Raw genomic sequence first — 21,245 nt, 5'->3', positions numbered from 1 at the left:
CGGGTGCTTTAGTTAAAGAAGAACATTATTATATGTTCTAATTTTATGATAAATATCAAGTATATTTCGATGAACATATGTGAAATGTACACTTAAACTAACGCAGCAGGTTAGTTAATAACGAATGGATGTTATACTTTAAAGGAATTATAAAAATTCGAAGTTCAGCTATTTAATTAAAGTCTAAGAATATATTAGTGAGGTATTCAAAATAATGATGAAACTAGTACCCCCTAAGCCTTTTTTCTATAAAGGTGGAGAGAAAGCCGTTTTACTATTACATTCGTTTACAAGCAATACGAATGATATGAAAAAGTTAGCGAAGTATTTGCAAGAGAACAATTATTCTTGCTATGCACCATTATACAGTGGGCATGGTTTAACACCTGAAGAACTTCTCACATATAGACCGTCAGATTGGTGGCAAGATGTACTAAACGGTTACCAGTTGTTGAAGGATGAAGGTTTTGAAAAAATAGCTGTGATTGGTCTTTCTCTTGGTGGTGTGTTTGCATTAAAAGTTGGTCAAGAGTTGGAGATAAATGGTATTGTGACTATGTCAGTGCCAATACATCGGGAAGCTACTTTTCTACAAAAGCGTGTCTTTCATTATGCAAAAGGATATAAACAACTTGAAGGGAAAAATGAAGAACAAATAAATTTAGAAATGAAACATCTTCAAAATATGTCTATCGATTCATTAAATGAATTCCAACAGCTAATTGATCTAACGATGAATAAATTAGCACTATTAAACTCGCCAATTCGTATATTATATGGTGAATTAGATGAACCATTGTATAAAGAGAGTGCAGAGGTAATTTTTCAAAGCGTTGCGACGAATCGAAAAACAATGAAGGGGTATCCGAACTCTAAACATTTAATGACCTTAGGAACGGACATTAACGACGTGAACAAAGATATTCTTACATTCTTAAATGATTTAACTTGGTAATTTTAATAAATCTTCAACTAACATTAGTTTTACTTCAGAAAGGAGTATTGCTGTTTCCTTATTCAACTAACGGTATTTAGAATGAGTGGCTCTTGTATAAAAGTACCTTATTTTCTTCTACAATCGAGCCCAATTGTGGAGCAACACAGATAGAAAAGAATCAAACTTTTTAATATAACCGGAACTTAAATCTGTTAGATAAGTATCCATTTTGATCAATCTATTATCAAAATGGATACTTTTTATTTATCGTAAAATATTGGTTTTTGGTATTTTTGATCAAACTTTATAGGGTCAGATCACTATAGTTTTTTATAGAGGCGTTTTTTTGGATATTATACTATGATGAAGATTGTGAAAAAATGCACTTAAACTAACGGGGCAAGTTAGTGAAAGAAGAATATTGAATTTTAAATAAATGTTCTAAGTAATTAAAGGATTAATTGATTATTTTATTGAAGTACAAGTATAAAGAATAGAAACACCTAGGAGGGATAATGATTTTTAATAAGGTGATAGAAGTACAACACGTTCAAGGGGATATTAAGGTAAATTACAGAGAAGCTATAAGAGCTATTATATTTCATAAAAATAAAATCCTTTTAGTTCATTCGAATAAAGGGGATTATAAATGTCCTGGCGGCGGGGTTGAAGGTGATGAAAGCCATTCGGAGTGTCTTATCCGTGAAGTGGCAGAAGAAACTGGGTATATTAACTGTATTATTAAAGACAAGCTGGGTTCAGTTATTGAAAGGAAATTAGACGAATTTGACAATAACGCTTTATTCCAAATGACTTCACACTACTACCTTTGTGAATTAATAAATGATAAAAGAATTGCTCAACAATTGGATAAATATGAGTCCGCACAGGAGTTTAGACCAGAATGGGTTTCCCTTCATGATGCAATTGAGCAAAATGAAAAAATTATTAATAGCTTTGATATTGAAAAGAACGGTTGGGTAAAACGTGAAATCTTTGTTTTAAAGAAACTCAAAAATATATTAAGCTTATAGATTTCAGAAACAGTGAAGCGAATATTCTGTATAAGATCGCTTAATGTGCTAAGGGGTGCTTTACTTCCAGAAGGAGTAAAGCCTTTTTTATTCTTCAACTGAATGGGCAGGTTAGTTTAATCAAGAAACTCAATTTATATATTATCTTGAGGAGGGATTCTATGAACTTAACAAAAGTTGGATTATTTACAATATGCCTATTGTTATTGTGGTTGGTCAGTTGTTCATCTTCCCCTGCTGAAAGTGGCAGTTATAAAATAGCAGAAATAAATGAAGATATTCCTGTTCCAGCAAATGCGGAATCAAGTAAAGCACAATTTGATAATCCTAATATTAAAAAAGGCGAAAAATATAGTTTAGAGAATTTTGGGGGAGAACAAGGACTTTATCCACCAAATGAATATTTTGAAGAAATTAAAAATTGGGGTTGGGAAGAGTTGGAAAAAGAACAAATGGGGCACGTCCACTTTTTTACAAAAGGAGATACTATTATCTCTATTGTTATTAAAGAGGATTATTTTTATTTGGTTGAAATGAAGGAAGACTTCGAGTTTAGTCACTTAAAAAGCCCTATTTCTTATTGAGCTAACGGGGCAGGTTAGTGGAATAAGAAGGTTTATGTGTGGATGGTGTTGAATAAGTTAATATATGTAAATTATTTGAACAAAGTGAAGGTGTTTTAAGGCATACTTTACTTAAAGTTGGAACTGATACTTTTTTATGGAACTAACGAGTTATACGATTTGATAATGAAAAATTACGAGTAGTTAAAACTGGGAGGGTGTCTGTGAGCTATTTTTATACGATGATCATAATCTCTATAATGATCATGAGTGGATGTTCTAATAACGGGTCTGGGTATGATTTAAAACAAGAAAATGAACAATTAAAGCAAGAAAATGCAAAGTTATCAGTAGTTAAAGAGGGATTAGAATTAGATTTGAAAATAGCTAGCTTGGAAGCATCTAGAAAAAAAGAACAATTAACTAGTGAAATAACTTCATTAAAGATCGACAATGAAAAGCAAAAAGAAATAATTAATCGTTATCAGAATGTACTAGGATTCTCCAAATCGGGTAATCGTACCATCGCCGATGCTTTGAGTATCTTTTCTCCTGATCAAGTAAAAACGGGTAACCAAATCGCCGATTTAATCGTTTCAGATGTAAAGAGTGAGTCAATTAATGACGCAACAGGTTACTCTATAAATTTCACTGGTGAATTTAAAGTTAAAGGCTCCATCATACATGATGTGAGTGGTGAAAGAGAGTATTCCTTTATAGTCAAAGAGAATTTAGAGACCATGCCACACACATTATGGCAATTTGAAAAAGGAAGTATCTTTTTTGAAATTACAAACAATGAAGATTTAAGAAAATCATTGGGCGATAAATTAGAGACTTTACCTGAGGATGGTCAACTAGAAATAGTTGGGGGTTTTAAAAATTATTCTTATAATGAAGTTCCTGAATCGGACTCTCTGCCGAGTAATGCAGAATTTGTACGATTAATATCAGAGAACTAATCTTTGAATTGAGGATAGGTGTTTTCTTGTCAAACTAACGGGGTGCTTTCGTTAAAAAACAAAGGAAGCATTTTAGTGGAAGCTTATTTATTATTCGGGGGGTAATTCATACGTCTTTAGGTGTGTATGATGGATCAATTTAACCCTAGGTCCAGAAGGAATTTCATAGGTCATTCGGTCCTTCCCTATTGGAACCCAGTGTCCACCATCGGTAGGCTCAATTTCAATTGTAATTTCCAATAGAAAGCCACGGAAACCATTCACTCTTCTTGTTTCAATCACTTCAATTTTCCATGGAGTAACCGCAGGTGAAAAATCCTTTGAAATCTTCGGATAATAATAGTTATTCAAATCTTTTTCAATATAAGGAGTAAGCATGTTCATAAGCATATCCTGTAACCTAAGCTCTTCGGAGTCCTGAGTTGGTTTAGCTGATGAAACGATTGTTTTTTGAAAAGAAATAATAAGAACAAAGGATAATATTAAAACGATAAACATCTTTTTCATTTTCTTCCACACTCCTCTTTACAACTTTATCTCATTAATTGTATTGTTACCTTTTCTGAATAAAATATGAACTTATTGAAACTAACGGGTGAGTATTTATCGTTAAATAAAAAATGGGAGAGGTTAGATGAATAAAGAAATTGAAGAAATAATTGTTAAAACTTTTTTCGTAAAAAGAATTCAGCAGAGAGTTCTATTCGAACTTTCTTCACCACAAAAACGCTACGAAGCTTTTGGAAGACGAAACGATTTCATTCGTACAGAATTAATGTTTGAAATTCCAAAACCGAATTCAGATCCTGAAGAAATGGAGAAGCTGTTGAAAAAACAAGGGGCTGGAAATATGTGCTATGTAATGACTTCGGCAGACAGTGATATTGACGGAGAAGAATTGCCACTAATAAAAGCTTTAGAGGATTTAATCTGGTCAGGACTGCCGTTTATTATTTCTTGCATACCAAATAAATTAGCATACTATCAAGGTGAACAGGCATACGGGCCTCCTCAAAGGTATATTTTAAAAAGACAATAGCTTCTTTCACTAACTGATGCATTAGTAATTGATCATAGGTCAGGTTTGCATAGGCAACTCATTTTTCTTATTGAAAATATTGGCGGGTAGATTGAAGAAGAAAATAATAATGGTAAAAGACAAGAGGAGTTTTTATGTTTAAAAATGGTAATATTTTGAGTAAGAAAGTACTAATTTTAATCATTTTTCTTGTAGTTATCTTTGGAACTTTCTTTGTAGCAAATCTAAAAATAGAAAACAATAAAAAAATGTATGAAAAGAGGGTGACTTGTTTTCTATTGGAAGAGAAAGGTTATGACAGAACAGAAATAAAATCTGTTGAAGGTTTTTACGGATTTAAATTGCCGAAATACTATGCTGTTGTAGTTTTTGAAGATGAATCTTATGTAAAATATATTTATTATGCACATGATGGTGTTATACAAATTAAATATATTCTCACAGATGAGGCGATAAAGATGAATATTGATAAATCTGAATTAAAACATTATAATCCTATTAATGAAATTGATAAATATATAATAGAATAATGAAGCAAATGCGAATAAAAAAAGTTATCTGGAATAGAAAGTACGAACTAGTGGGTAAGAAGGAACACAATATGTGTTGGAACTTTTTTATAAAACAGAATATTAATTAAAAAATTAAAAGAAGCCATTTTGAATATACTTCTTTCAAAATGGCTTCTTTTTGTATTGAAAATTTGTAAATTCGGAAGGGAAATCGTCAAGAATGGCTATGTCTTTTTATTCCTGATCAAACCACAATTGTTCTTTGTCATCAACGTCGCCATTATAATTGATTAGAACTTCTTCACCTGCTTTAATATCTTTATAAGCATAGAAATCAAATGTTTGATTTTCAAAATTAATCTCATATGTTGCATTAGGTTCATAAGAATGGTTAAACAACATTCCATAACCTAAAAGGATAGCAGATTTATTTGTCCCATACTCAAAAGCGTAATCCGCGAGTAAGGTTTGTTCAATGAATTGATGCTGCTCGTTTGGATATGAAATAACAGGTGCTTCATGTAATAACATTCCTTTTTTTATATCACATGTAGCAAATACTCCTCTGTTGAATTCTCCATCACTTATTGGAGATGTTTTTACCTCTATCATGTTTGTTCTCCTACTCACTTTTAAAATTTACTTTCTAACTTTAACATTAATTTGTTCTTTGTACCTCTTTTTTTGTTTTTTCAACGCCTTTATTTGGAGAATTAATTCAACTTACTGGGCAGATTTATGAAAGAAGAATTAGAAGTAGGAGCTATAATCCACTTGTTCTTCTATATATGATAAAATATCATATTTTTACAGGTACACATATTTCGCAATAAGAGCTATTGATCATCTCAGCCGTGTATCTTTCCAAAATAGGTTTGTTTTCAATTTCGTATTCATTATTATTTGTTAGAGTATGAAAAATATCGGTATATGCTTTTTGAATTTCGTCTGCTGTATGTTTCACTTCGTAAATAAGGTATTTTCCACCAGAAAGTTCACCTTCGCTAATTGAATCATCTAGTTGATAATCCTTTGAAATCACAATACAAGCATCAAATCTACAATCTTCCGGAAGAGTTGTTTCAGGGTTATCTTGCGGAATTGCAAGAAGAATTGCAGTCTCAAGAAGATTTTTCTCCGTTGCCCATTTTTTTAACTTCTCCATTACTTCCATATTTGCAGGACCGTATTGACCAATTCGTCGCATATAAGCGATGCGATAGTTGGGAAGTGTTTCTACTTTTAACTTCATAAGTTCTTTCAACCTTTCTACATTTATTTTTTGTTTGCTACATATCGAATGTAGCATGCTTAAAAAATATATACATATTACTTCTTTAAGATTTTTGGATATATTTTAAAATAATAATTTCATTCTTCAACTATAACTTGTACATGGAGGTATGTTATATATCGTGTCTAAAATTAAGGAGATGTTTACAAATCAATAAAAAAATAATTAGTATCAATAATACTTTATTGTAAAACGATAAAAGCTATGATAAAATCAAAATGAAAATAAATAAGTGAGGTGCTTTTTATGAAAAGTGGATCAACACTCTTTTTAAAGATAGCTGTTATTCTTATGGGTATACCTATTCTAGCTCTATGCATATTTTTGGTACCTGAGATAGCAAATTTTGCAGCAGAATTGTATCCAGATATAGCTTATTTGAAATATCTTGTTTTTATCGATTTGTATGCAGCTGCAATACCCTTTTACTTTGCTCTGTATCAAGCTTTTAAACTTTTAAGCTATATTGACAAGAATAAAGCTTTCTCGGAATTATCTGTAAGTGCTCTAAAGAATATAAAATACTGTGCAATTGCAATCAGTACTATATTTGCAGTAGGCATGCCACTCTTCTATCTCGTGGCTGAGAGAGACGACGCTCCAGGAATCATACTAATTGGAATGGTCATAATTTTTGCTTCAATTGTAATTGCAGTCTTTGCTGCCGTTCTTCAAAGGCTATTACAAGAAGCTATTAATATAAAATCTGAAAATGATTTAACAGTCTGAGGTGAATAACATGCCAATTATAATCAATATTGATGTGATGCTGGCCAAAAGGAAAATGAGCGTAACAGAACTTTCAGAGAGGGTTGGAATAACAATGGCTAACCTTTCTATATTGAAAAATGGAAAGGCAAAAGCGATTCGATTATCAACTTTAGAGGCAATATGTAAGGCTTTAGAATGTCAGCCTGGAGATCTTTTGGAATACCTTGGTGAGGAAGACGCTCAAGAATAATACAGTAATTTATACATTGAGGAAGAGTTGCTTCGGCAACTCTTTTTCTTATTAGACTAAAGGAGGGTTTAGTCCAATCCATTCATTAAATTCATGCATGATTCTAAATTTCTAATAATGTGGCATTGAATTTTGCTATTAGCATTAGCACCTCTTTTTGACAAAAGTAAAGCGTACATTTAATTGTACGCTTTTAGGTATTTTCTACAACTGGTCATCTGGATGCAGGTTATTTTGCATAAGTTCCTGTACATTGCCAACCTGCTCCGTAGAAGCAAGCTCGGTCTTATACCAGCCATTCTTACTCAAGATCTCAAAAAGCTGATAATGGTTTGAGCTCGCATTTTCAAAACATTGTTCATAAATTTCCCGTAGCTGCTGATGTGCAGTCTCTAACATGGTATTGCTGATGCTTCGGCAGCGTCCTTTCTCCAGTTCTAGACAAAGCTGAAGTATTTCACGGTCTGTTAAACCGCGTTCCGCAATATTATTTGGCATTTGAACCCCACCTTTTGCAGTTATTGAATATTGTTAGTTCGGTTAAAATATTGGGAAAGGTCGGCAATTTTTAACTGGTGTTTTTCTGCCATCTCCTCCAGTGTTTTACTTAGCTCTTGGTCTTTGCATTGTGTTGCACACCAGTTCATCGTTTTTGCGATTATCACTTCTGAACGGATTTCATCTTCAATAAATGCCAATTCTTTCATTGTTAGGACGGTCATCTTGTTTCATCTCCCAAACACATTAATGTAAAGTTAGTATTGTTTGTATGGAGCTATTTTATCCTTTATAAGAATATCTTTTGATTAACTCGTTTATAAATTTGTTTTAATTAGTTGTGAAATTGGTGCAAACCGAAACATTTCAACAGTACTTATTACATGTAACTAGTTTTTAATTGTTTAATCTTTCCCAGTGATTTTAATAACTGGAGTGTTACTGTGCATGTATGTTAAGAGTACTTCCTCATGGCTATCATCATAGAAATCTTCTTGGATGGCAATGTTCACCTCAGTTGTAGAGCTAGCTCCCTTTTTGGAGGTAATTTTATTGTCCTTATTCTTTATTTCATCCAATTCAATATTTGCTTCAGCTGTTTCCATCTTTAAAAACTCATCTTTTTTCATTTTTTCACCCCTTAATTTCTTAATAGCATGTAACAAAAACGGATAATAATTCGATGTGTACCTTAATTTTTACATTACTAATCAACTGTTGTGTAGAAATGCACTTAATTTAGAGTGTATTTATATAAAAGGATTTTAAATAGCAAGTGTTTGTTGATACTTATTTTTTGTGCAAACTATTTCCATTTAATAATCGTCTAATCATTGTAAAGGAGGGAAAAAAGTGAATGATGTATCACTATCAATAGAATCTATACATATCCCAATTGATGACATGATGCTCTATGGTCAAGACTTATTACAGCTTGTGTATACCTATGTAAAGGACAAGGCACTCGCACAGGATTTAACACAGGAAATCTTTGTGAAATGCTACGAGGCATATCCCACATATAAAGGGAAATCCAAGCTGAAAACATGGATGTGGCGGATTGCTATTAATCATTGCAAAGACTACTTAAAGAGCTGGTATAACAAGAATATTCTTGTGACGGTGGATGTTGGGGTCGACATGAAGGCAAGCAGTGATGTGGAACAACAGGTTATTCAGCAAGACGAGCAAGAAAGACTCGCGAAAATGGTGATGGAATTACCCATCATGTATCGTGAAGTGATTTATTTATTTTACTTTGAAAGTTATACGAGCAAGGAAATAGCATGCGTGTTATCGATTAATGAAAATACGGTCAAAACAAGAATCCGTAAAGCGAAGCAATTTTTAAAAGAGCAGTTGGAGGTGAGTGAGTGGATTTAAAGAATTTAAAACAGGCGATGCAAAAGCATACATTCCAAGAAGTGCAATTTGGTGAAAGTGAACAGAGAGCTGTTCATAAAAAAATTCAACAGCTCGTTTCTGTCGAGGACATAAAATGTGCATTACTTGGACTCACGAAAACCGAAAAGTCAGGATTCGAGCTGGTAGAATTACTGCATATGCGCGGTGAGCAAACCATTTTTCAAAATGAAGGGTTACTGTACCGATGCTTACATGAATTAGAAAATGCCGAACTCATTAATGGCTTTTGGAAGAATGGCGAGAAGGTATATATCCTTACGAGAAAAGGACAAAAGCAGCTCGCATTGACGGAAAAACCAATCGGAGGTGTTAAATGGAACGCTTTATTCAGCAAGTAACAAAGCTTATTCGATCCAAAGAGGCTAAAGCTAATGTGGCGGAGGAATTAACACAACATTTAACACTAGCGCAAAAAAAACATATGGAGCGTGGGCTTTCTAAAGAGGAAGCGATGATAAAAGCGATTCAAGACATGGGAAGTCCTATCGCTCTTGGTGAATCAATGAATAAAATTCATAAGCCTAAATTAGATTGGATGCTCATTGCTGCATTTTGTGTATTATTATTATGTGGCTTTTTACCACTTGAAGTACAAGCGTATCCAAAAAAGGTTTTTACCATTCTTCTTGGTGTAGGATTAGTCGTTGTTCTTTACCAATATGATTACCTAAAAATCGCAAAGCATTCAAAATGGTTTTTCGTAGCGTCTATCGTGTTGTTGTTATTACTTGTGTATTTTCCAACGTATCATATAAATGGCATACCAGAGCTGAAATTAGGTGCTTTTAGTATAGATAGTTTATGGACGTTACCGATACTTGTCATGGGCTGGGCTGGCCACTTTGCGGAAAAACGTTCATTATTCGGTGGGTTCGCGGTATTTGCTTTCATTTCTCTATTATTTATGTTGCAACCACATTTAATCGCATTCATATTACATACAATAATGTTCATGATCATTTTCTTATGTAGTAAACATACAATCAAAACGAAAATGATTACCATAGTGACAAGTGCTTTAGTTGGTGGTTCGTTTATTGCTTTTATGTTAGTGAATGCTATGGAATATCAGTTAGCGAGGATTTATGGGTTTATCAATCCGACCAATTATGCAGAGGGCTTTGGCTATCTCTATATACGTCTGCAGCATTTAAACAGTGAGGCGAAATGGTTTGGTGCTATTCCATTTGAAGGAATACCAGAATTACAAACAGATTTTGTTTTTGCTGGGATTATTCGTTCTTACGGGTTTGGACTCGCTTTATTCATCGCTGTTTTATTATTCTTCTGTATCATTCGTTTACTCGTGATGATTCAAAAGATTCGTGATCCATTTGGTCGCTATTTACTAACTGGCAATGTGACTCTATTTGCCACACAAGTTGTCGTGAATATTGGCATGACTTTCGGTATTTTGCCGATAATGGAGATATCATTACCTTTTATTAGTTATGGCTTAATGCCAACCATTATTGCGGCAATGATGACTGGATTCGGACTTAGTGTGTGGCGTCGTAAATCATATGTCATATAAAATAAGGCTTTGGTTAAATAGTTTGAAAGCTGTTGAAAATAAGTACTTTCAGAAGAGAGAAGATGGTGTGAAATTGAACTTTCATTCCATCTTTTATTGTTTCTTGTATCAATTGAGAATTTGAATTTTTTATTTTATGAACTAAAGAGGCAGGTTAGTTTAATAACTGTATAGAATTATTAATGTAGGTGACGCAATGTTTAGAAGTGATTGTGATATAAAGTTTAAAAATTCTATATTGAGGTTATCAAAGAGTTATTGTCGATTTGGGTGGGATGATGATTTCACATGTCATTATTTTTTTAGTGGCTTAAACAACAATAATTTATGTACTTTTAAAGCTTATGATAATGAATTATTGGTTGGAAGTTTGAATTTCATCCAAATTCTCCAAAAACCAAAAGTGCACTATTGTTGAAGAATAAAAATTACACAAATCCAATAGTTGAGTTAGGGGAAATTTATGAATACTGATATAGATAGGTTTTTTTTAGAAATGGCGTTGGAAGAGGCAGAGCAAGCATTAATGGAAAATACATACCCAGTAGGAGCAGTAATTGTTGATGAAAACTTTAACTTAATTTCTAGAGGACGTAATAGAGTACATCCAGCACAAGATGCAACTGCCCACGCGGAAATTGATGCTATAAGAAATACGGGACAAGCAATATTTAACGCAAAAATAAAAAGAGAGAAATTCACCATATACACTTCGTTAGAGCCTTGTCCTATGTGTACGGGTGGGATTTTATCTGCAAATATAAAAAGAGTAGTTTGGATACTAAATGACGATTTAGGATTTGGTGGCTATAGAAAAATAAAAGAATCTAAGGTCTTCGATGAAAGGTTTAGTGTAGTAGAAATGATTGAACAACCATATGAAGACTTAAAGTATAGGCAAAAAGAGCTTATGATTGAATGGTCAGTTAATCCAAATAATGTTATAAACTTACGAAATGCATAAAAATAGAAAAAACTTACTCAACTATTTGCGCTGGTTTGTGAAAGAAACTAGGAATGAATTTTATAAAGCTATAAAACTTGCACCAGTTAATATGCATCGAATAGCTAACAGGAAAATAACATAATTAAATAGACTTGAGGTGGTATTTTAATGAACCAAAACAAAATAATAATTACTCAATATACCCCGAAATACGATAAGCAGACAGTGGATATGTGGCGAGATAGTAAGGAACAGGCTGTTAATCAGAAAGAAATTCATAGTTTTGAAAATCACGTGTATTTTTTAAATCATATATTATACGAACAGTATCAAGTAGATATAGCGATAATTGATGAAAAAGTAGTTGGAATGATTTCCTATAATGAAAGGGAAATAAGCCAACTATATATTCACATAGATTATCAAGGAATCGGCATAGGTCATACATTACTAGATCGAGTAAAAGCACAATCAAGTGGAAGATTAACATTATACACATTTGAAGTAAATGTAAATGCACAACGATTTTATGAAAAACATGGATTTGAAATCATAGGTAGAGGACACGAAAATGAAGAAAATTTACCAGATATTCAATATGAATGGATATCCAAATAAATGGTGTAATTGGGTGCTTAATGAATTTTAGGAGAGGGGGGAAGATAGGGGATGGAAATGAACAATTTATTTACAATTGACTGTGGTGAAATATATCTGAGAGAGTTTAGAATTGAAGATGTAGAAAGCATTTATGAAATTACCTCACAACCTGAAGTGTATGAGTTTTTGCCTGATTGGCGTTCTACAAGGGAACAACGATTGAACTGGGTTTCAAATTATGAAATACCATCTAATAAGGAGTTTTTGTTAGCTGTACCTAATATAGGTAGTCAAAATTATTTGAAATTGGGAATTGTTTTAAAAGAAACTGGCGAATTTATAGGTTTCTGCAATACAGGTATTAAAGAAGAACTAAAAGAACCAAACCGAGAAATAGCTTATGCTATTTCAAAACAATACAGAAATCGTGGATACATAACGAAAGCAGTAAAAGGATTGATTACATATTTGTTTGAGAATACAGATGTAGAACAACTTAATACAGTTGTTCTGCCTCGCAATGTAAGCTCAAGTAAAGTTAGTCAAAAATGCGGTTTTCGTTTTAATGGAGATATTGAAATTGAAGACCAAACGCATTATCATTACACTCTTACCAAAGAAGAATGGAAAAATATAAATAGTCACTAAGTTAATATAACGAGTAAAGCCAACATTAAGTTGGCTTTTTTGTTTACATATGGAATATAATGTGTATCAATTTCTCAAATTCATTTACGAAGTTTTATGAGAGGTTATTTAAAGATACAATTAATTCTCTATCTTATCGACTTTTATCATAATTTTGGTGACGAAATGTTCTTTATGATTTTTTACGACTGTATCATAAATGTACTCTTCAAAAATATAATCTCCTAAGGTTAAATTTAAAGCTTCCATCTCTGAAAAAAGTAGCTTATATGTTTTATGTATTGTTTTCTCATCCCCAATATGATATCCAATGAGAAAATCACCCTTAACAGTTCGAAAATAAGGATGTCCTTCCTGTGGATTTGGTTGTTCAATATATAAATAGCTATAATTAGTAAATTCTCCCTTTAATACATGCTCTCGTTTCGTTATACTGCCTATTGGATATCCTGTATCAAGATGTGATTCGTTCAATTCATTAATAAAATCTGAAAAAACCTCTACAAATTCTTCATCAGTTATATTTTCAATATTTCTGCTTATATAAAGTGTTACATCAGGTAATTGTTCTAGTGTAATTTGATGAAAATCTATGTTTGCTGCTTCTTCCATTAATGCGATTTTTGCCTCGATAATTTTTTCCTTCGTCTCAATCTCCTGACGCTTTTTTACTATCTCTTCCTTTTTTTGATACATTAAGGATAAAAAACTTTCAGGTGTTTTATTTTGCATGTAATGTTGAATTTCAATTAGCGACATACCAAGATCCTTTAATAAATCAATAACAAAGAATAGTTCTAATTGGCGAATTGAATAATATCGATATCCTTTTTCGCTTTTCAATACCGGAGAAAAAAGACCGATTTGATCGTAATAAAAGAGTGTCTGTTTGTTTACTTTACAAAGCTTTGCAAATTCACCTGTAGTTAAATATTTTCCATTCTTTTTATTCATTTTTTTACAACACCACCCTTGACTATATAGTTACTATATACACTAGGATAAAAATTGTAAACAAATGAAACCATACAAGTTAGTTTACAGCAATTCGTATGTTAAGGAGAATATAGAAAATGAAAACACATAAAGTTACCTTAGGATTATTATTAATGAATTTATTTATCGCCTTTTTGGGAATTGGTTTAGTAATTCCAGTCTTACCTACGCTGATGAATGAATTAGGTATAATTGGAACAACAATTGGTTATTTAACAGCGGCGTTTGCAATTGCTCAATTAATTGTTTCACCATTTGCAGGGAAAGCAGTAGATAAATTGGGTAGGAAAATTATGATTGTAATTGGTTTGTTTATTTTCGGCATCTCCGAATTTTTATTCGGTCTCGGTAAAGAAATCGAAGTGTTATTTATTTCTCGTATTTTAGGTGGTATTGGTGCTGCATTTATAATGCCAGCTGTTACGGCTTTTATTGCTGATATTACAAATTTGGATACTCGCCCAAAGGCACTCGGTTATATGTCAGCTGCAATTAGTACAGGATTTATTATTGGCCCAGGTATTGGTGGATTTTTGGCGGAATTTGGAACACGGATACCGTTCTTCTTTGCAGGAGCACTTGGTACAATTGCTGCTATACTCTCTATAATTTTATTATCTGAGCCAAATCGTACAAAAGAAAGTAATGAACAAGTATTAGAAGGTAAGAAGGGCTTCAAACGTATAATTGCACCAAAATATTTCTTAGCATTTATTTTAATTTTTATTGCCTCGTTTGGATTAGCAGCTTTTGAATCATTCTTTAGTTTATTTGTGGACCACAAATTTCAATTTAAACCATCGGATATCGCAATTGTTATCACAGGTGGTGCAATTTTTGGTGCAGCATCTCAAGTCATATTATTTGATAGACTAACAAGAATTTGGGGAGAAATTAAACTGATTCGTTACAGCTTAATATTATCAGCCTTACTTGTCTTTTTAATGACTGTAGTTCATTCCTATTTTTCCATTTTACTTGTTACATTTATTGTTTTTGTAGGTTTCGATTTATTTAGACCAGCTGTTACTTCATATCTTTCGAATATCGCAGGGAATGAACAAGGTTTCGTTGGTGGAATGAACTCTATGTTTACAAGTTTAGCGAACATTTGTGGTCCAATTTTAGGGGGGATGTTATTTGATATAAATATTAACTATCCTTACTATTTTGCGACTGTAATACTAGCTCTCGGGATAGTTCTAACATTGTTCTGGAAAAGTGCAAATGATTCAAAAGAAGGGGAAATTAATATCCTCGATTTAGAGAAAAAGGTAATTTAAATTCAGAAGCAGCAAATTATGGAATCCAATAGATTAATAAGTACGCAGATTACTAACTTTGTGTTGATCCAAGAAGGGAAAGCCTCTATTTGTGTTGAACTTATAGAACCAAGCGGTAGATTAGTTGAAGATGGTAATTTAAATATGACCATCGACAGAATTAGTGTGGCTAATGTAAGGAATAGGTGATTGGTTAATATGTTGTGTTGAGGGTTATTAATAATTATTAAAGCACAAAAATCCAGTTGCTTATTGACTAACTTTTTGGATTCTAAAACTCAAATTAAATCAGCAGTATTTACGGCAACTACTCAAGGAGGAGATTAATTTGAATCGAATTGACTTGCTAATAAACGTGCTAGATTCAACATTTGATAAGGAGAGTTGGTATGCTCCGCTCAAACATGCGATTGAAGGAATAACGGCAGAACAAGCTAGCTGGAGACCAACTGGAGAGGTAACGAAAACCATCTGGGAAAACCTTAATCATCTCATTTATTATAAAGAGAGACTTGTAGCAAACTTGGAAGGTCGAGAATGGACACATAACCTCAGTGGTGACGAGAATTTCTATCTCACCGAACAATCAATTGAAGACAATGAATGGAAGAAAGTCGTTGAACGTGCTGAAACCGCACAACGTAATTTAAGAAAGATATTGAGTAAAACTTCTGTTGAAGAGCTTGACCAATATTCCCTTGAAGGAAAACTACTGGACATATTTCTTCACGACGCTTATCATACTGGTCAAATTATTCAAATTCGAAAAATGCAAGGGTCCTGGCCATCGCATCGTTAACCTATCGAAAACATTTTGTTTCGTGAATCCAATTTTAAATTCCTAACCACATAAAAATAGTCTCTAATGACAGCGTCATGCTGTCTTTTTATATATTGGGAGTTGGTTAAGGGAGTGAGACATAAATTGGTTATTTCAATGAGCATTGCTTAATTGAAAGAAATTTGAACTTATTGAATGCTAGTTACTTTATCAATGAATTATTTGTATAGAATTACTACTTTGAATAATTTCAATGAGAGGATTAATAAAAATGAGTAAGTTAAAACTATTACTTTCGTTTTTTTCAGTCACTATTTTGTTAGGCATAATATTTATGTTTCAGTTATTAAACCCTAAACTAAATACTATTCATGTTAATGAGGAAAATAAAGAAGGTATTTATATTTCACCAGATGGAGAGAAAAGTATAACTGTTTATTTTAACGGAGGGCTCATATTCCATAACGACGTAACATATTTAGGGGTGTATGAAGATTCTACTTCGGATCTTAAAAAGAATATTTTTCTAGTAGCTCCGAGTGTAAAAGATGTTCGATGGATAAATAATGAAAAGATTTTTGTGAATGGTATAGAAATCGCTATTGATGATTCATACGACTTTAGAAATGAGTAAGGAACGGTAACGTAATGCAGTTGGGGTAATAACTGAACAATTAATACAGGAGAATTCTTTTGTTGTGTAGAAAATAACCATAAGATTCTTTTTTGGAGGTAAGAATATGTTTATCGTAAATGTTGAAGGTGCAATATACAAAAATGAAAAATGGCTCTTAATAAAACGTAGCGAAAAAGAAGAACACGCAGGAGGTTCACTATCTCTTGTTGGTGGTAAGGTAGAAAACGAAGGAAACTCAACAGATGTTTTAGAAAGAACACTTAAGAGGGAAATTGCTGAAGAAATTGGAGTAGAGGTTTCAAATCTTAGATATGTTAATAGTTCTTCCTTTGTTACAGACGCGGGAATAAGTGTTGTAGATATCGTCTTTCTATGTGACCACGAATCTGGAGAAGCCTTTGCTAAGAGTCCTGATGAAGTTGACAGTGTTTTTTGGATGACAACCAAGCAAATTCTTGAGAATTCAACTATACCTATTTATTTAAAGGAAAATATAAAACTTGCGGATAAATTAGTAAGCACTAATGAAACAGTTGTTTTGTAGTTGGCATTCTCTTATTTAACTAGCGGGAGCTTTACTTCAAAAGGAATAAGGCCATTGTTATTGAGCTAACGGGTGCTTTAGTTAAACAAGACCATCATAAGATGGTCTATTTTTACGTTCAAAATAACAAGTAGATCTCGGTGTTTCATTGTGAAATGTTACACTTAAACTAACGCAGCAGGTTAGTGAAAGAGGAAATAAAAAACGAGAATAGAATATAAACATTGAGGATTAGGAGTCTTATTAATTAATAAACATTAAATTATTTTAGGGGAGTCAGTGACATTAATATTAATCAAAATGTAAAAACGTCGGGTGCTTACGTTTTATATCGGGGGCTGTTTATGTTTCAGGTTGGTCCTACAGAAGAGGCAGATAACCTTGGAGTAGTTAGACTTGGTGGGCATAAAGAATTTGAAGAAACCGCATTAGAGACAGCTAGGCGTGAAGTTTTTGAAGAGGCTTCAATGAAAATAACTCCAATAAATTCTCCAATAACTTATCATATGAGTGAGTGGGGAAAAAAGGCTTCCATAATACGGTTAGGCGAGGAAATAGCTCCAATTTTAGTTAAAGGAAATGAGCAGGAATCTTTATCAATAATGTATCTTTCCTACTCTGAAAATGAACCAAATCCCTCTTCAGAAACTAATGGACTTCTACTACTAACTCCAGAAGATGTTCATTTTATCTGTAACAATAAAATTACTTTAAATGATTTTATTAAACAAAATGGAAAAGTGATATTAAAAGGAAATATAAACAGAGATTTATTTTTAATACCTTTTCCTCAACTATTATTTCTTTCAAAATTGTTAAAAGAACATCCAGATTTATTCATCATAAAATAAAATCAATAAAATGAGGATGTTTGTGAAACAAACACTTAAACTAACGGGTGCTTTAGTTGAGGATAGTGGATTGTTTAGGCAACTCTTTTTCTTTTGGACTACCTGGGTAAGTTAGTTGAATAATTATGATAAAATAGGTAGTAAAAAAAATTGGTGATTATTCTATGAATTGGAATTGGAATGAGACCTCAATTAACCTCCCTTATACTTTTGATAACTTAAAGGAATTGTTAAATAACATTTGTAAAAGAGAAAATAAGTTCTCACAATACGAGTTTGCAAAGTGGTGTGATAACCTTACAATGGCTTTTGAAGACGATGAGCATGATGCTGATGATTTGAATGATAAAGATGAATTAGCATTAGGTGTTGCACGAGATATAGAATGTCAATGGGATTTATATTTAATCAATACATATTCAGATAAAGTATTGCAAACATTAGACTTATCTCAAGTTGCCTTGCCACAAGAATGGCTTCTTAATTGGTTTGAGGAATTGAATAGTTTATAAGCTGATAAGTTGCCAATCTTGTTCAACTAACGGTTGCCTAGTTAAAGATGAGAAAAAAGATCGTTCACATTAAATGAACGATTTTTTTTTAGGAATTCAACCTATCGATTTCAGCTTTTTTTGAAAATTTTACAAGAACATGAAATTATTTAACTATATAACTCGTTATTAGTGAAGAGAGAAAGAAACGAGATATGCTCATAATCGTTTTACAAGGAGGTTCATATGGAAGAAGAGCTGCAGTGGATTCAAGAAGTATTAACTGGCAACAAGCAGGCTTATACTCACATTATAAATAAATACAAAAATTTGCTATATGCGACTATTTTACGGATGACCAAAAATCCGCAAATTGCTCAAGACTTGGTTCAAGAATCATTTATTAAAGTATATCACCAGCTTGGGAAGTATGATAATAAGGGTTCTTTTTCGAGTTGGATTTACCGGGTGACTATAAACCATTGTATGGATGAATTCAGAAAGAAAAGCTACCAAATGAAACAAGTAGAAATAGACGAAGAAAGAGTTGTAGATTCTATTCATCCAGAAGTTATTTTATTGAAAAAGGAAAAAAGTAGACAGTTAGAACGATTGATCTCAACTCTTCCAGCGGATGAAAGAATGATTATTCTATTACGATATGTAAATGAATTAAGCTATGAAGAAATAAGTGAACTGGTTGAAGTACCACTTTCAGGGGTTCGTAATAAACTTCATCGAGCAAAGAAAAAAATGAGAGAAACGGTAAATCGGGAAGGAGGCTATTTTTATGAACTGTCCGAAGGTAGATAAACTTTCCCAGTACGCTGATAACCTACTAACACAACAAGAACATTCTCAAATACTTACACATATAAACACTTGTGATACATGTACAAGTATTGTTCAACTCTTTAAAGAGGAACAACAATTTTTAAAAGAAAATTTACAATCACCAACATTACCGGATGATTTTGCATCACTTGTTTTGGAACAACTGGAACCATACAAACAGAAAGATGTACGAAGAAAAAAACAAATCTGGAATCGTATATTTCTATTAGCAGCTAGCATTGTGTTAGCTTTAGGTTTGACTGCTACATTAAGCCCTAGCTTTGCTCAGTTTATAGAAGGCATGTTTAGTACAAAACAGGTAGATGAAGGACTAAAGATGGCATCAGATGAAGGGTTGAGCGAAAGGGTTAATTTGGAAGTATCAGATCAGGATCTTACATTTAAAGTAGAAGATATAATTGTAGATTCATCACGAGTGGCATTATCTTTACAAGTTATTAATGAAGATGGTGTAGCAGAAAGACCAAACATAAATGAATCAAATAAAGGTAACCGAATTTCAGTTAATGGTTATAATGGTGAGTACACCTACTCCATGGGTTACAGAATGGATAGAGGGTTAGATTATAATTCTTTTCAAGTTTTTATTAGTGATGAACCTGGATTGGAAAAAGTAACTATCAATTTTCATCTTGTCGAGTTAAACGGCAAACAGGGAAACTGGGAGTTAGAGATACCAGTTGAATTAACAGATAGCAGTGATAAAACTAAAAATGTAATTCTAAATAATGCTACCCAAAATATTAATGGAGTAGCAATTAATCTAAAGGAAATACAGTACGCTCCCACTTCAAATACATTGTTGTATGAAACTTCTTATGAATCATCAGAGCAAGTAAAAGTAGAGGGAAATTTTCAATCTTTAAATGAACAGTTTGGATTTGACGTAACTGAGTTCGCTACTTTTGGAACATCTATTAAATATCATATAGAAAATGAAGAAAAGAAAGTTATTCTGAAATTTTCACCTTTTACTCAGGAGGAACCAATGGACGATAAACTAATCATTAGTTCTGCACGAGGAAAAGGAAAATTTGGTCATGCAGCTTGGAAGGAAGCTTTTGTACCAGATAAATTTGACAGTAAACTCACTTTTGTATTGGATGGTGTCTATAAAGTAGTTCCCACTGATTTTTCTATTAAGTTCAATCCAAATAAAATAAAGGAAAAACCTGTTTCATTTAAATATATGGAAAATCAAGTAACAATAAAAAAGGCAGAATTACAGAGTGCAGCTAATACAAGTGATCCGACTTTTTTTGAAATTGAAATGGAGGTGAACAAAGAAAGTGGTGCAGCGGAACTTGGTATATGGGTGTTGAGGGACGATACTGGAAAGTCTTTTAGAATTGATAATGAAACTACAACAAAGGGAAAAGAAAGTAACATGCGATCCATCTATTTCAAAACTAATGGTTTAGATGAAATCCCAGAGGAAATGTCTTTACATTTGCTTACTGCAACTAGCTATAATGAGCTAGAGGAAAAATGGAGAGTTCCGTTGTATGAATAAAATAATAAGCCTATAGGATAGAAAAAAAAGAAGAAAGTCTCTTCGTCAACAAATTTTGTATAAAGTAGTCGCTTTTTTATATGCGGGATTGCAAACAATAATTACTACAATCTTCTTCAATTAACAGGGCACTTTAGTTTAAAGTCTTGGGGGTTGCTTCGGCAACTCTTTTTCTTATTGAACGGAAATATAAGTAATAAGAAATAATAAATGAATGGATCTACGTCAAGATTCTGGACACAAAAAGATTAAGTTTTTTCTGCACAACCACCATTCATGGAGTGTTCCACATTCCCAAGTAGATCGTCAAAGTGAAAAGAGCCTTTGACAATCTACTTGGG

At 32.6% G+C, this 21,245-nt stretch carries 29 protein-coding genes; 22 read left to right on the top strand and 7 right to left on the bottom strand.

Annotated features, from left to right (window positions below; genetic code table 11):
- The first annotated feature begins 214 nt into the window (after nt 1-214).
- The 4 genes from PGC35_RS21190 (at nt 215) to PGC35_RS21175 (ending at nt 3,496) form a co-directional block, all read left to right on the top strand.
- Nucleotides 215-955, top strand: a complete 741-nt coding sequence (locus tag PGC35_RS21190) for an alpha/beta hydrolase (RefSeq protein WP_375220591.1) — start codon at nt 215-217, stop codon at nt 953-955.
- Between the two features lie 497 nt (nt 956-1,452).
- On the top strand, nt 1,453-1,971 hold the full coding sequence (locus PGC35_RS21185; RefSeq protein ID WP_375220590.1) for an NUDIX domain-containing protein: 519 nt from the start codon (nt 1,453-1,455) through the stop codon (nt 1,969-1,971).
- A 161-nt stretch (nt 1,972-2,132) separates the two neighbouring features.
- Nucleotides 2,133-2,555, top strand: coding sequence for a hypothetical protein (locus PGC35_RS21180; protein WP_375220589.1), 423 nt, complete (start codon nt 2,133-2,135; stop codon nt 2,553-2,555).
- A 203-nt stretch (nt 2,556-2,758) separates the two neighbouring features.
- Nucleotides 2,759-3,496, top strand: a complete 738-nt coding sequence (locus PGC35_RS21175; protein WP_375220588.1) for a hypothetical protein — start codon at nt 2,759-2,761, stop codon at nt 3,494-3,496.
- A gap of 90 nt (nt 3,497-3,586) precedes the next feature.
- On the opposite strand, the gene PGC35_RS21170 is transcribed toward PGC35_RS21175, so the two are convergent.
- A complete protein-coding gene (locus PGC35_RS21170) occupies nt 3,587-4,003 on the bottom strand; it encodes a DUF3888 domain-containing protein (protein ID WP_375220587.1) in 417 nt (138 codons plus the stop codon).
- A gap of 127 nt (nt 4,004-4,130) precedes the next feature.
- Between PGC35_RS21170 and PGC35_RS21165 the strand changes: the two genes are divergently transcribed.
- Both PGC35_RS21165 and PGC35_RS21160 read left to right on the top strand, forming a co-directional pair.
- Nucleotides 4,131-4,535: a hypothetical protein gene (locus PGC35_RS21165; protein ID WP_275786587.1), complete on the top strand. Its 405-nt coding sequence runs from the start codon at nt 4,131-4,133 to the stop codon at nt 4,533-4,535.
- A gap of 134 nt (nt 4,536-4,669) precedes the next feature.
- Complete coding sequence (locus PGC35_RS21160; protein WP_375220586.1) at nt 4,670-5,065, top strand: DUF3139 domain-containing protein; 396 nt, start codon at nt 4,670-4,672, stop codon at nt 5,063-5,065.
- 216 nt (nt 5,066-5,281) lie between these two features.
- Here the strand turns inward: PGC35_RS21160 and PGC35_RS21155 are convergent, their stop codons facing one another.
- Both PGC35_RS21155 and PGC35_RS21150 read right to left on the bottom strand, forming a co-directional pair.
- Complete coding sequence (locus PGC35_RS21155) at nt 5,282-5,659, bottom strand: SET domain-containing protein (protein WP_056830055.1); 378 nt, start codon at nt 5,657-5,659, stop codon at nt 5,282-5,284.
- Between the two features lie 187 nt (nt 5,660-5,846).
- Entirely contained in the window at nt 5,847-6,299 is a 453-nt protein-coding gene (locus tag PGC35_RS21150; RefSeq protein WP_375220585.1) for an AraC family transcriptional regulator, read from the bottom strand.
- Nucleotides 6,300-6,587: 288 nt separating this feature from the next.
- Here PGC35_RS21150 and PGC35_RS21145 point away from each other — a divergent pair, with 288 nt between their 5' ends.
- On the top strand, nt 6,588-7,070 hold the full coding sequence (locus PGC35_RS21145; protein WP_275786594.1) for a DUF2975 domain-containing protein: 483 nt from the start codon (nt 6,588-6,590) through the stop codon (nt 7,068-7,070).
- A 10-nt stretch (nt 7,071-7,080) separates the two neighbouring features.
- A complete protein-coding gene (locus tag PGC35_RS21140) occupies nt 7,081-7,302 on the top strand; it encodes a helix-turn-helix domain-containing protein (protein WP_053589371.1) in 222 nt (73 codons plus the stop codon).
- Between the two features lie 204 nt (nt 7,303-7,506).
- Here PGC35_RS21140 and PGC35_RS21135 read toward each other — a convergent pair whose 3' ends face one another.
- The 3 genes from PGC35_RS21135 to PGC35_RS21125 form a co-directional block, all read right to left on the bottom strand.
- The gene (locus tag PGC35_RS21135; protein WP_053589372.1) at nt 7,507-7,800 is read right to left on the bottom strand and encodes a spore coat protein; all 294 of its coding nucleotides are present in this window, start codon (nt 7,798-7,800) and stop codon (nt 7,507-7,509) included.
- Between the two features lie 20 nt (nt 7,801-7,820).
- On the bottom strand, nt 7,821-8,024 hold the full coding sequence (locus PGC35_RS21130; protein WP_053589373.1) for a hypothetical protein: 204 nt from the start codon (nt 8,022-8,024) through the stop codon (nt 7,821-7,823).
- A 180-nt stretch (nt 8,025-8,204) separates the two neighbouring features.
- Nucleotides 8,205-8,429: a hypothetical protein gene (locus PGC35_RS21125; protein ID WP_375220584.1), complete on the bottom strand. Its 225-nt coding sequence runs from the start codon at nt 8,427-8,429 to the stop codon at nt 8,205-8,207.
- 274 nt (nt 8,430-8,703) lie between these two features.
- On the opposite strand from PGC35_RS21125, the gene PGC35_RS21120 reads away from it, so the two are divergent.
- From PGC35_RS21120 to PGC35_RS21095, 6 genes are all read left to right on the top strand, one after another.
- Nucleotides 8,704-9,183, top strand: coding sequence for a sigma-70 family RNA polymerase sigma factor (locus tag PGC35_RS21120; RefSeq protein WP_375220615.1), 480 nt, complete (start codon nt 8,704-8,706; stop codon nt 9,181-9,183).
- Complete coding sequence (locus PGC35_RS21115; protein ID WP_375220583.1) at nt 9,174-9,563, top strand: helix-turn-helix transcriptional regulator; 390 nt, start codon at nt 9,174-9,176, stop codon at nt 9,561-9,563. The genes PGC35_RS21120 and PGC35_RS21115 overlap by 10 nt, the downstream gene beginning before the upstream one ends.
- On the top strand, nt 9,539-10,759 hold the full coding sequence (locus PGC35_RS21110) for an FtsW/RodA/SpoVE family cell cycle protein (RefSeq protein ID WP_375220582.1): 1,221 nt from the start codon (nt 9,539-9,541) through the stop codon (nt 10,757-10,759). The genes PGC35_RS21115 and PGC35_RS21110 overlap by 25 nt, the downstream gene beginning before the upstream one ends.
- A gap of 463 nt (nt 10,760-11,222) precedes the next feature.
- Nucleotides 11,223-11,723: a nucleoside deaminase gene (locus PGC35_RS21105; protein WP_375220581.1), complete on the top strand. Its 501-nt coding sequence runs from the start codon at nt 11,223-11,225 to the stop codon at nt 11,721-11,723.
- Between the two features lie 150 nt (nt 11,724-11,873).
- Complete coding sequence (locus PGC35_RS21100; RefSeq protein WP_375220580.1) at nt 11,874-12,323, top strand: GNAT family N-acetyltransferase; 450 nt, start codon at nt 11,874-11,876, stop codon at nt 12,321-12,323.
- A 57-nt stretch (nt 12,324-12,380) separates the two neighbouring features.
- The gene (locus PGC35_RS21095) at nt 12,381-12,953 is read left to right on the top strand and encodes a GNAT family N-acetyltransferase (protein WP_375220614.1); all 573 of its coding nucleotides are present in this window, start codon (nt 12,381-12,383) and stop codon (nt 12,951-12,953) included.
- A 120-nt stretch (nt 12,954-13,073) separates the two neighbouring features.
- Here the strand turns inward: PGC35_RS21095 and PGC35_RS21090 are convergent, their stop codons facing one another.
- Nucleotides 13,074-13,907, bottom strand: coding sequence for a MerR family transcriptional regulator (locus PGC35_RS21090; protein ID WP_375220579.1), 834 nt, complete (start codon nt 13,905-13,907; stop codon nt 13,074-13,076).
- A 119-nt stretch (nt 13,908-14,026) separates the two neighbouring features.
- Between PGC35_RS21090 and norA the strand changes: the two genes are divergently transcribed.
- The 8 genes from norA to PGC35_RS21050 all read left to right on the top strand — a co-directional run bounded on the left by norA (nt 14,027) and on the right by PGC35_RS21050 (nt 20,904).
- Complete coding sequence (gene norA, locus PGC35_RS21085) at nt 14,027-15,232, top strand: multidrug efflux MFS transporter NorA (protein ID WP_375220578.1); 1,206 nt, start codon at nt 14,027-14,029, stop codon at nt 15,230-15,232.
- A gap of 328 nt (nt 15,233-15,560) precedes the next feature.
- Nucleotides 15,561-16,031, top strand: coding sequence for a DinB family protein (locus PGC35_RS21080; protein ID WP_375220577.1), 471 nt, complete (start codon nt 15,561-15,563; stop codon nt 16,029-16,031).
- A 253-nt stretch (nt 16,032-16,284) separates the two neighbouring features.
- The gene (locus PGC35_RS21075) at nt 16,285-16,647 is read left to right on the top strand and encodes a DUF5412 family protein (RefSeq protein ID WP_375220576.1); all 363 of its coding nucleotides are present in this window, start codon (nt 16,285-16,287) and stop codon (nt 16,645-16,647) included.
- Between the two features lie 106 nt (nt 16,648-16,753).
- A complete protein-coding gene (locus PGC35_RS21070) occupies nt 16,754-17,194 on the top strand; it encodes an NUDIX hydrolase (RefSeq protein WP_056830033.1) in 441 nt (146 codons plus the stop codon).
- A 344-nt stretch (nt 17,195-17,538) separates the two neighbouring features.
- Nucleotides 17,539-18,045 (top strand): NUDIX hydrolase, encoded by a 507-nt coding sequence (locus PGC35_RS21065; protein ID WP_375220575.1) that lies wholly within the window; start codon nt 17,539-17,541, stop codon nt 18,043-18,045.
- A 164-nt stretch (nt 18,046-18,209) separates the two neighbouring features.
- Entirely contained in the window at nt 18,210-18,557 is a 348-nt protein-coding gene (locus tag PGC35_RS21060) for a hypothetical protein (RefSeq protein WP_375220574.1), read from the top strand.
- A 225-nt stretch (nt 18,558-18,782) separates the two neighbouring features.
- A complete protein-coding gene (locus PGC35_RS21055; protein ID WP_375220573.1) occupies nt 18,783-19,349 on the top strand; it encodes an RNA polymerase sigma factor in 567 nt (188 codons plus the stop codon).
- Entirely contained in the window at nt 19,327-20,904 is a 1,578-nt protein-coding gene (locus PGC35_RS21050) for a DUF4179 domain-containing protein (protein ID WP_375220572.1), read from the top strand. The genes PGC35_RS21055 and PGC35_RS21050 overlap by 23 nt, the downstream gene beginning before the upstream one ends.
- The last annotated feature ends 341 nt before the right edge of the window (nt 20,905-21,245 follow it).

This window comes from Psychrobacillus sp. PGGUH221 (assembly GCF_042055255.1).
GTDB lineage: Bacteria > Bacillota > Bacilli > Bacillales_A > Planococcaceae > Psychrobacillus.
The sequence above is the reverse complement of the archived record's forward strand: the minus strand, read 5'-3'. Positions and strand labels throughout refer to the sequence as shown.

What these genes read in the sequence shown, in the direction of transcription:
- PGC35_RS21190 (WP_375220591.1), top strand. Translation starts at nt 215, where the DNA reads ATGATGAAACTAGTACCCCCTAAGCCTTTTTTCTATAAAGGTGGAGAG.
- PGC35_RS21185 (WP_375220590.1), top strand. Translation starts at nt 1,453, where the DNA reads ATGATTTTTAATAAGGTGATAGAAGTACAACACGTTCAAGGGGATATT.
- PGC35_RS21180 (WP_375220589.1), top strand. Translation starts at nt 2,133, where the DNA reads ATGAACTTAACAAAAGTTGGATTATTTACAATATGCCTATTGTTATTG.
- PGC35_RS21170 (WP_375220587.1), bottom strand. Translation starts at nt 4,003, where the DNA reads ATGAAAAAGATGTTTATCGTTTTAATATTATCCTTTGTTCTTATTATT.
- PGC35_RS21165 (WP_275786587.1), top strand. Translation starts at nt 4,131, where the DNA reads ATGAATAAAGAAATTGAAGAAATAATTGTTAAAACTTTTTTCGTAAAA.
- PGC35_RS21160 (WP_375220586.1), top strand. Translation starts at nt 4,670, where the DNA reads ATGTTTAAAAATGGTAATATTTTGAGTAAGAAAGTACTAATTTTAATC.
- PGC35_RS21155 (WP_056830055.1), bottom strand. Translation starts at nt 5,659, where the DNA reads ATGATAGAGGTAAAAACATCTCCAATAAGTGATGGAGAATTCAACAGA.
- PGC35_RS21150 (WP_375220585.1), bottom strand. Translation starts at nt 6,299, where the DNA reads ATGAAGTTAAAAGTAGAAACACTTCCCAACTATCGCATCGCTTATATG.
- PGC35_RS21145 (WP_275786594.1), top strand. Translation starts at nt 6,588, where the DNA reads ATGAAAAGTGGATCAACACTCTTTTTAAAGATAGCTGTTATTCTTATG.
- PGC35_RS21140 (WP_053589371.1), top strand. Translation starts at nt 7,081, where the DNA reads ATGCCAATTATAATCAATATTGATGTGATGCTGGCCAAAAGGAAAATG.
- PGC35_RS21135 (WP_053589372.1), bottom strand. Translation starts at nt 7,800, where the DNA reads ATGCCAAATAATATTGCGGAACGCGGTTTAACAGACCGTGAAATACTT.
- PGC35_RS21130 (WP_053589373.1), bottom strand. Translation starts at nt 8,024, where the DNA reads ATGACCGTCCTAACAATGAAAGAATTGGCATTTATTGAAGATGAAATC.
- PGC35_RS21125 (WP_375220584.1), bottom strand. Translation starts at nt 8,429, where the DNA reads ATGAAAAAAGATGAGTTTTTAAAGATGGAAACAGCTGAAGCAAATATT.
- PGC35_RS21120 (WP_375220615.1), top strand. Translation starts at nt 8,704, where the DNA reads ATGATGCTCTATGGTCAAGACTTATTACAGCTTGTGTATACCTATGTA.
- PGC35_RS21110 (WP_375220582.1), top strand. Translation starts at nt 9,539, where the DNA reads ATGGAACGCTTTATTCAGCAAGTAACAAAGCTTATTCGATCCAAAGAG.
- PGC35_RS21105 (WP_375220581.1), top strand. Translation starts at nt 11,223, where the DNA reads ATGAATACTGATATAGATAGGTTTTTTTTAGAAATGGCGTTGGAAGAG.
- PGC35_RS21100 (WP_375220580.1), top strand. Translation starts at nt 11,874, where the DNA reads ATGAACCAAAACAAAATAATAATTACTCAATATACCCCGAAATACGAT.
- PGC35_RS21095 (WP_375220614.1), top strand. Translation starts at nt 12,381, where the DNA reads ATGAACAATTTATTTACAATTGACTGTGGTGAAATATATCTGAGAGAG.
- PGC35_RS21090 (WP_375220579.1), bottom strand. Translation starts at nt 13,907, where the DNA reads ATGAATAAAAAGAATGGAAAATATTTAACTACAGGTGAATTTGCAAAG.
- norA (WP_375220578.1), top strand. Translation starts at nt 14,027, where the DNA reads ATGAAAACACATAAAGTTACCTTAGGATTATTATTAATGAATTTATTT.
- PGC35_RS21075 (WP_375220576.1), top strand. Translation starts at nt 16,285, where the DNA reads ATGAGTAAGTTAAAACTATTACTTTCGTTTTTTTCAGTCACTATTTTG.
- PGC35_RS21070 (WP_056830033.1), top strand. Translation starts at nt 16,754, where the DNA reads ATGTTTATCGTAAATGTTGAAGGTGCAATATACAAAAATGAAAAATGG.
- PGC35_RS21065 (WP_375220575.1), top strand. Translation starts at nt 17,539, where the DNA reads ATGTTTCAGGTTGGTCCTACAGAAGAGGCAGATAACCTTGGAGTAGTT.
- PGC35_RS21060 (WP_375220574.1), top strand. Translation starts at nt 18,210, where the DNA reads ATGAATTGGAATTGGAATGAGACCTCAATTAACCTCCCTTATACTTTT.
- PGC35_RS21055 (WP_375220573.1), top strand. Translation starts at nt 18,783, where the DNA reads ATGGAAGAAGAGCTGCAGTGGATTCAAGAAGTATTAACTGGCAACAAG.
- PGC35_RS21050 (WP_375220572.1), top strand. Translation starts at nt 19,327, where the DNA reads ATGAACTGTCCGAAGGTAGATAAACTTTCCCAGTACGCTGATAACCTA.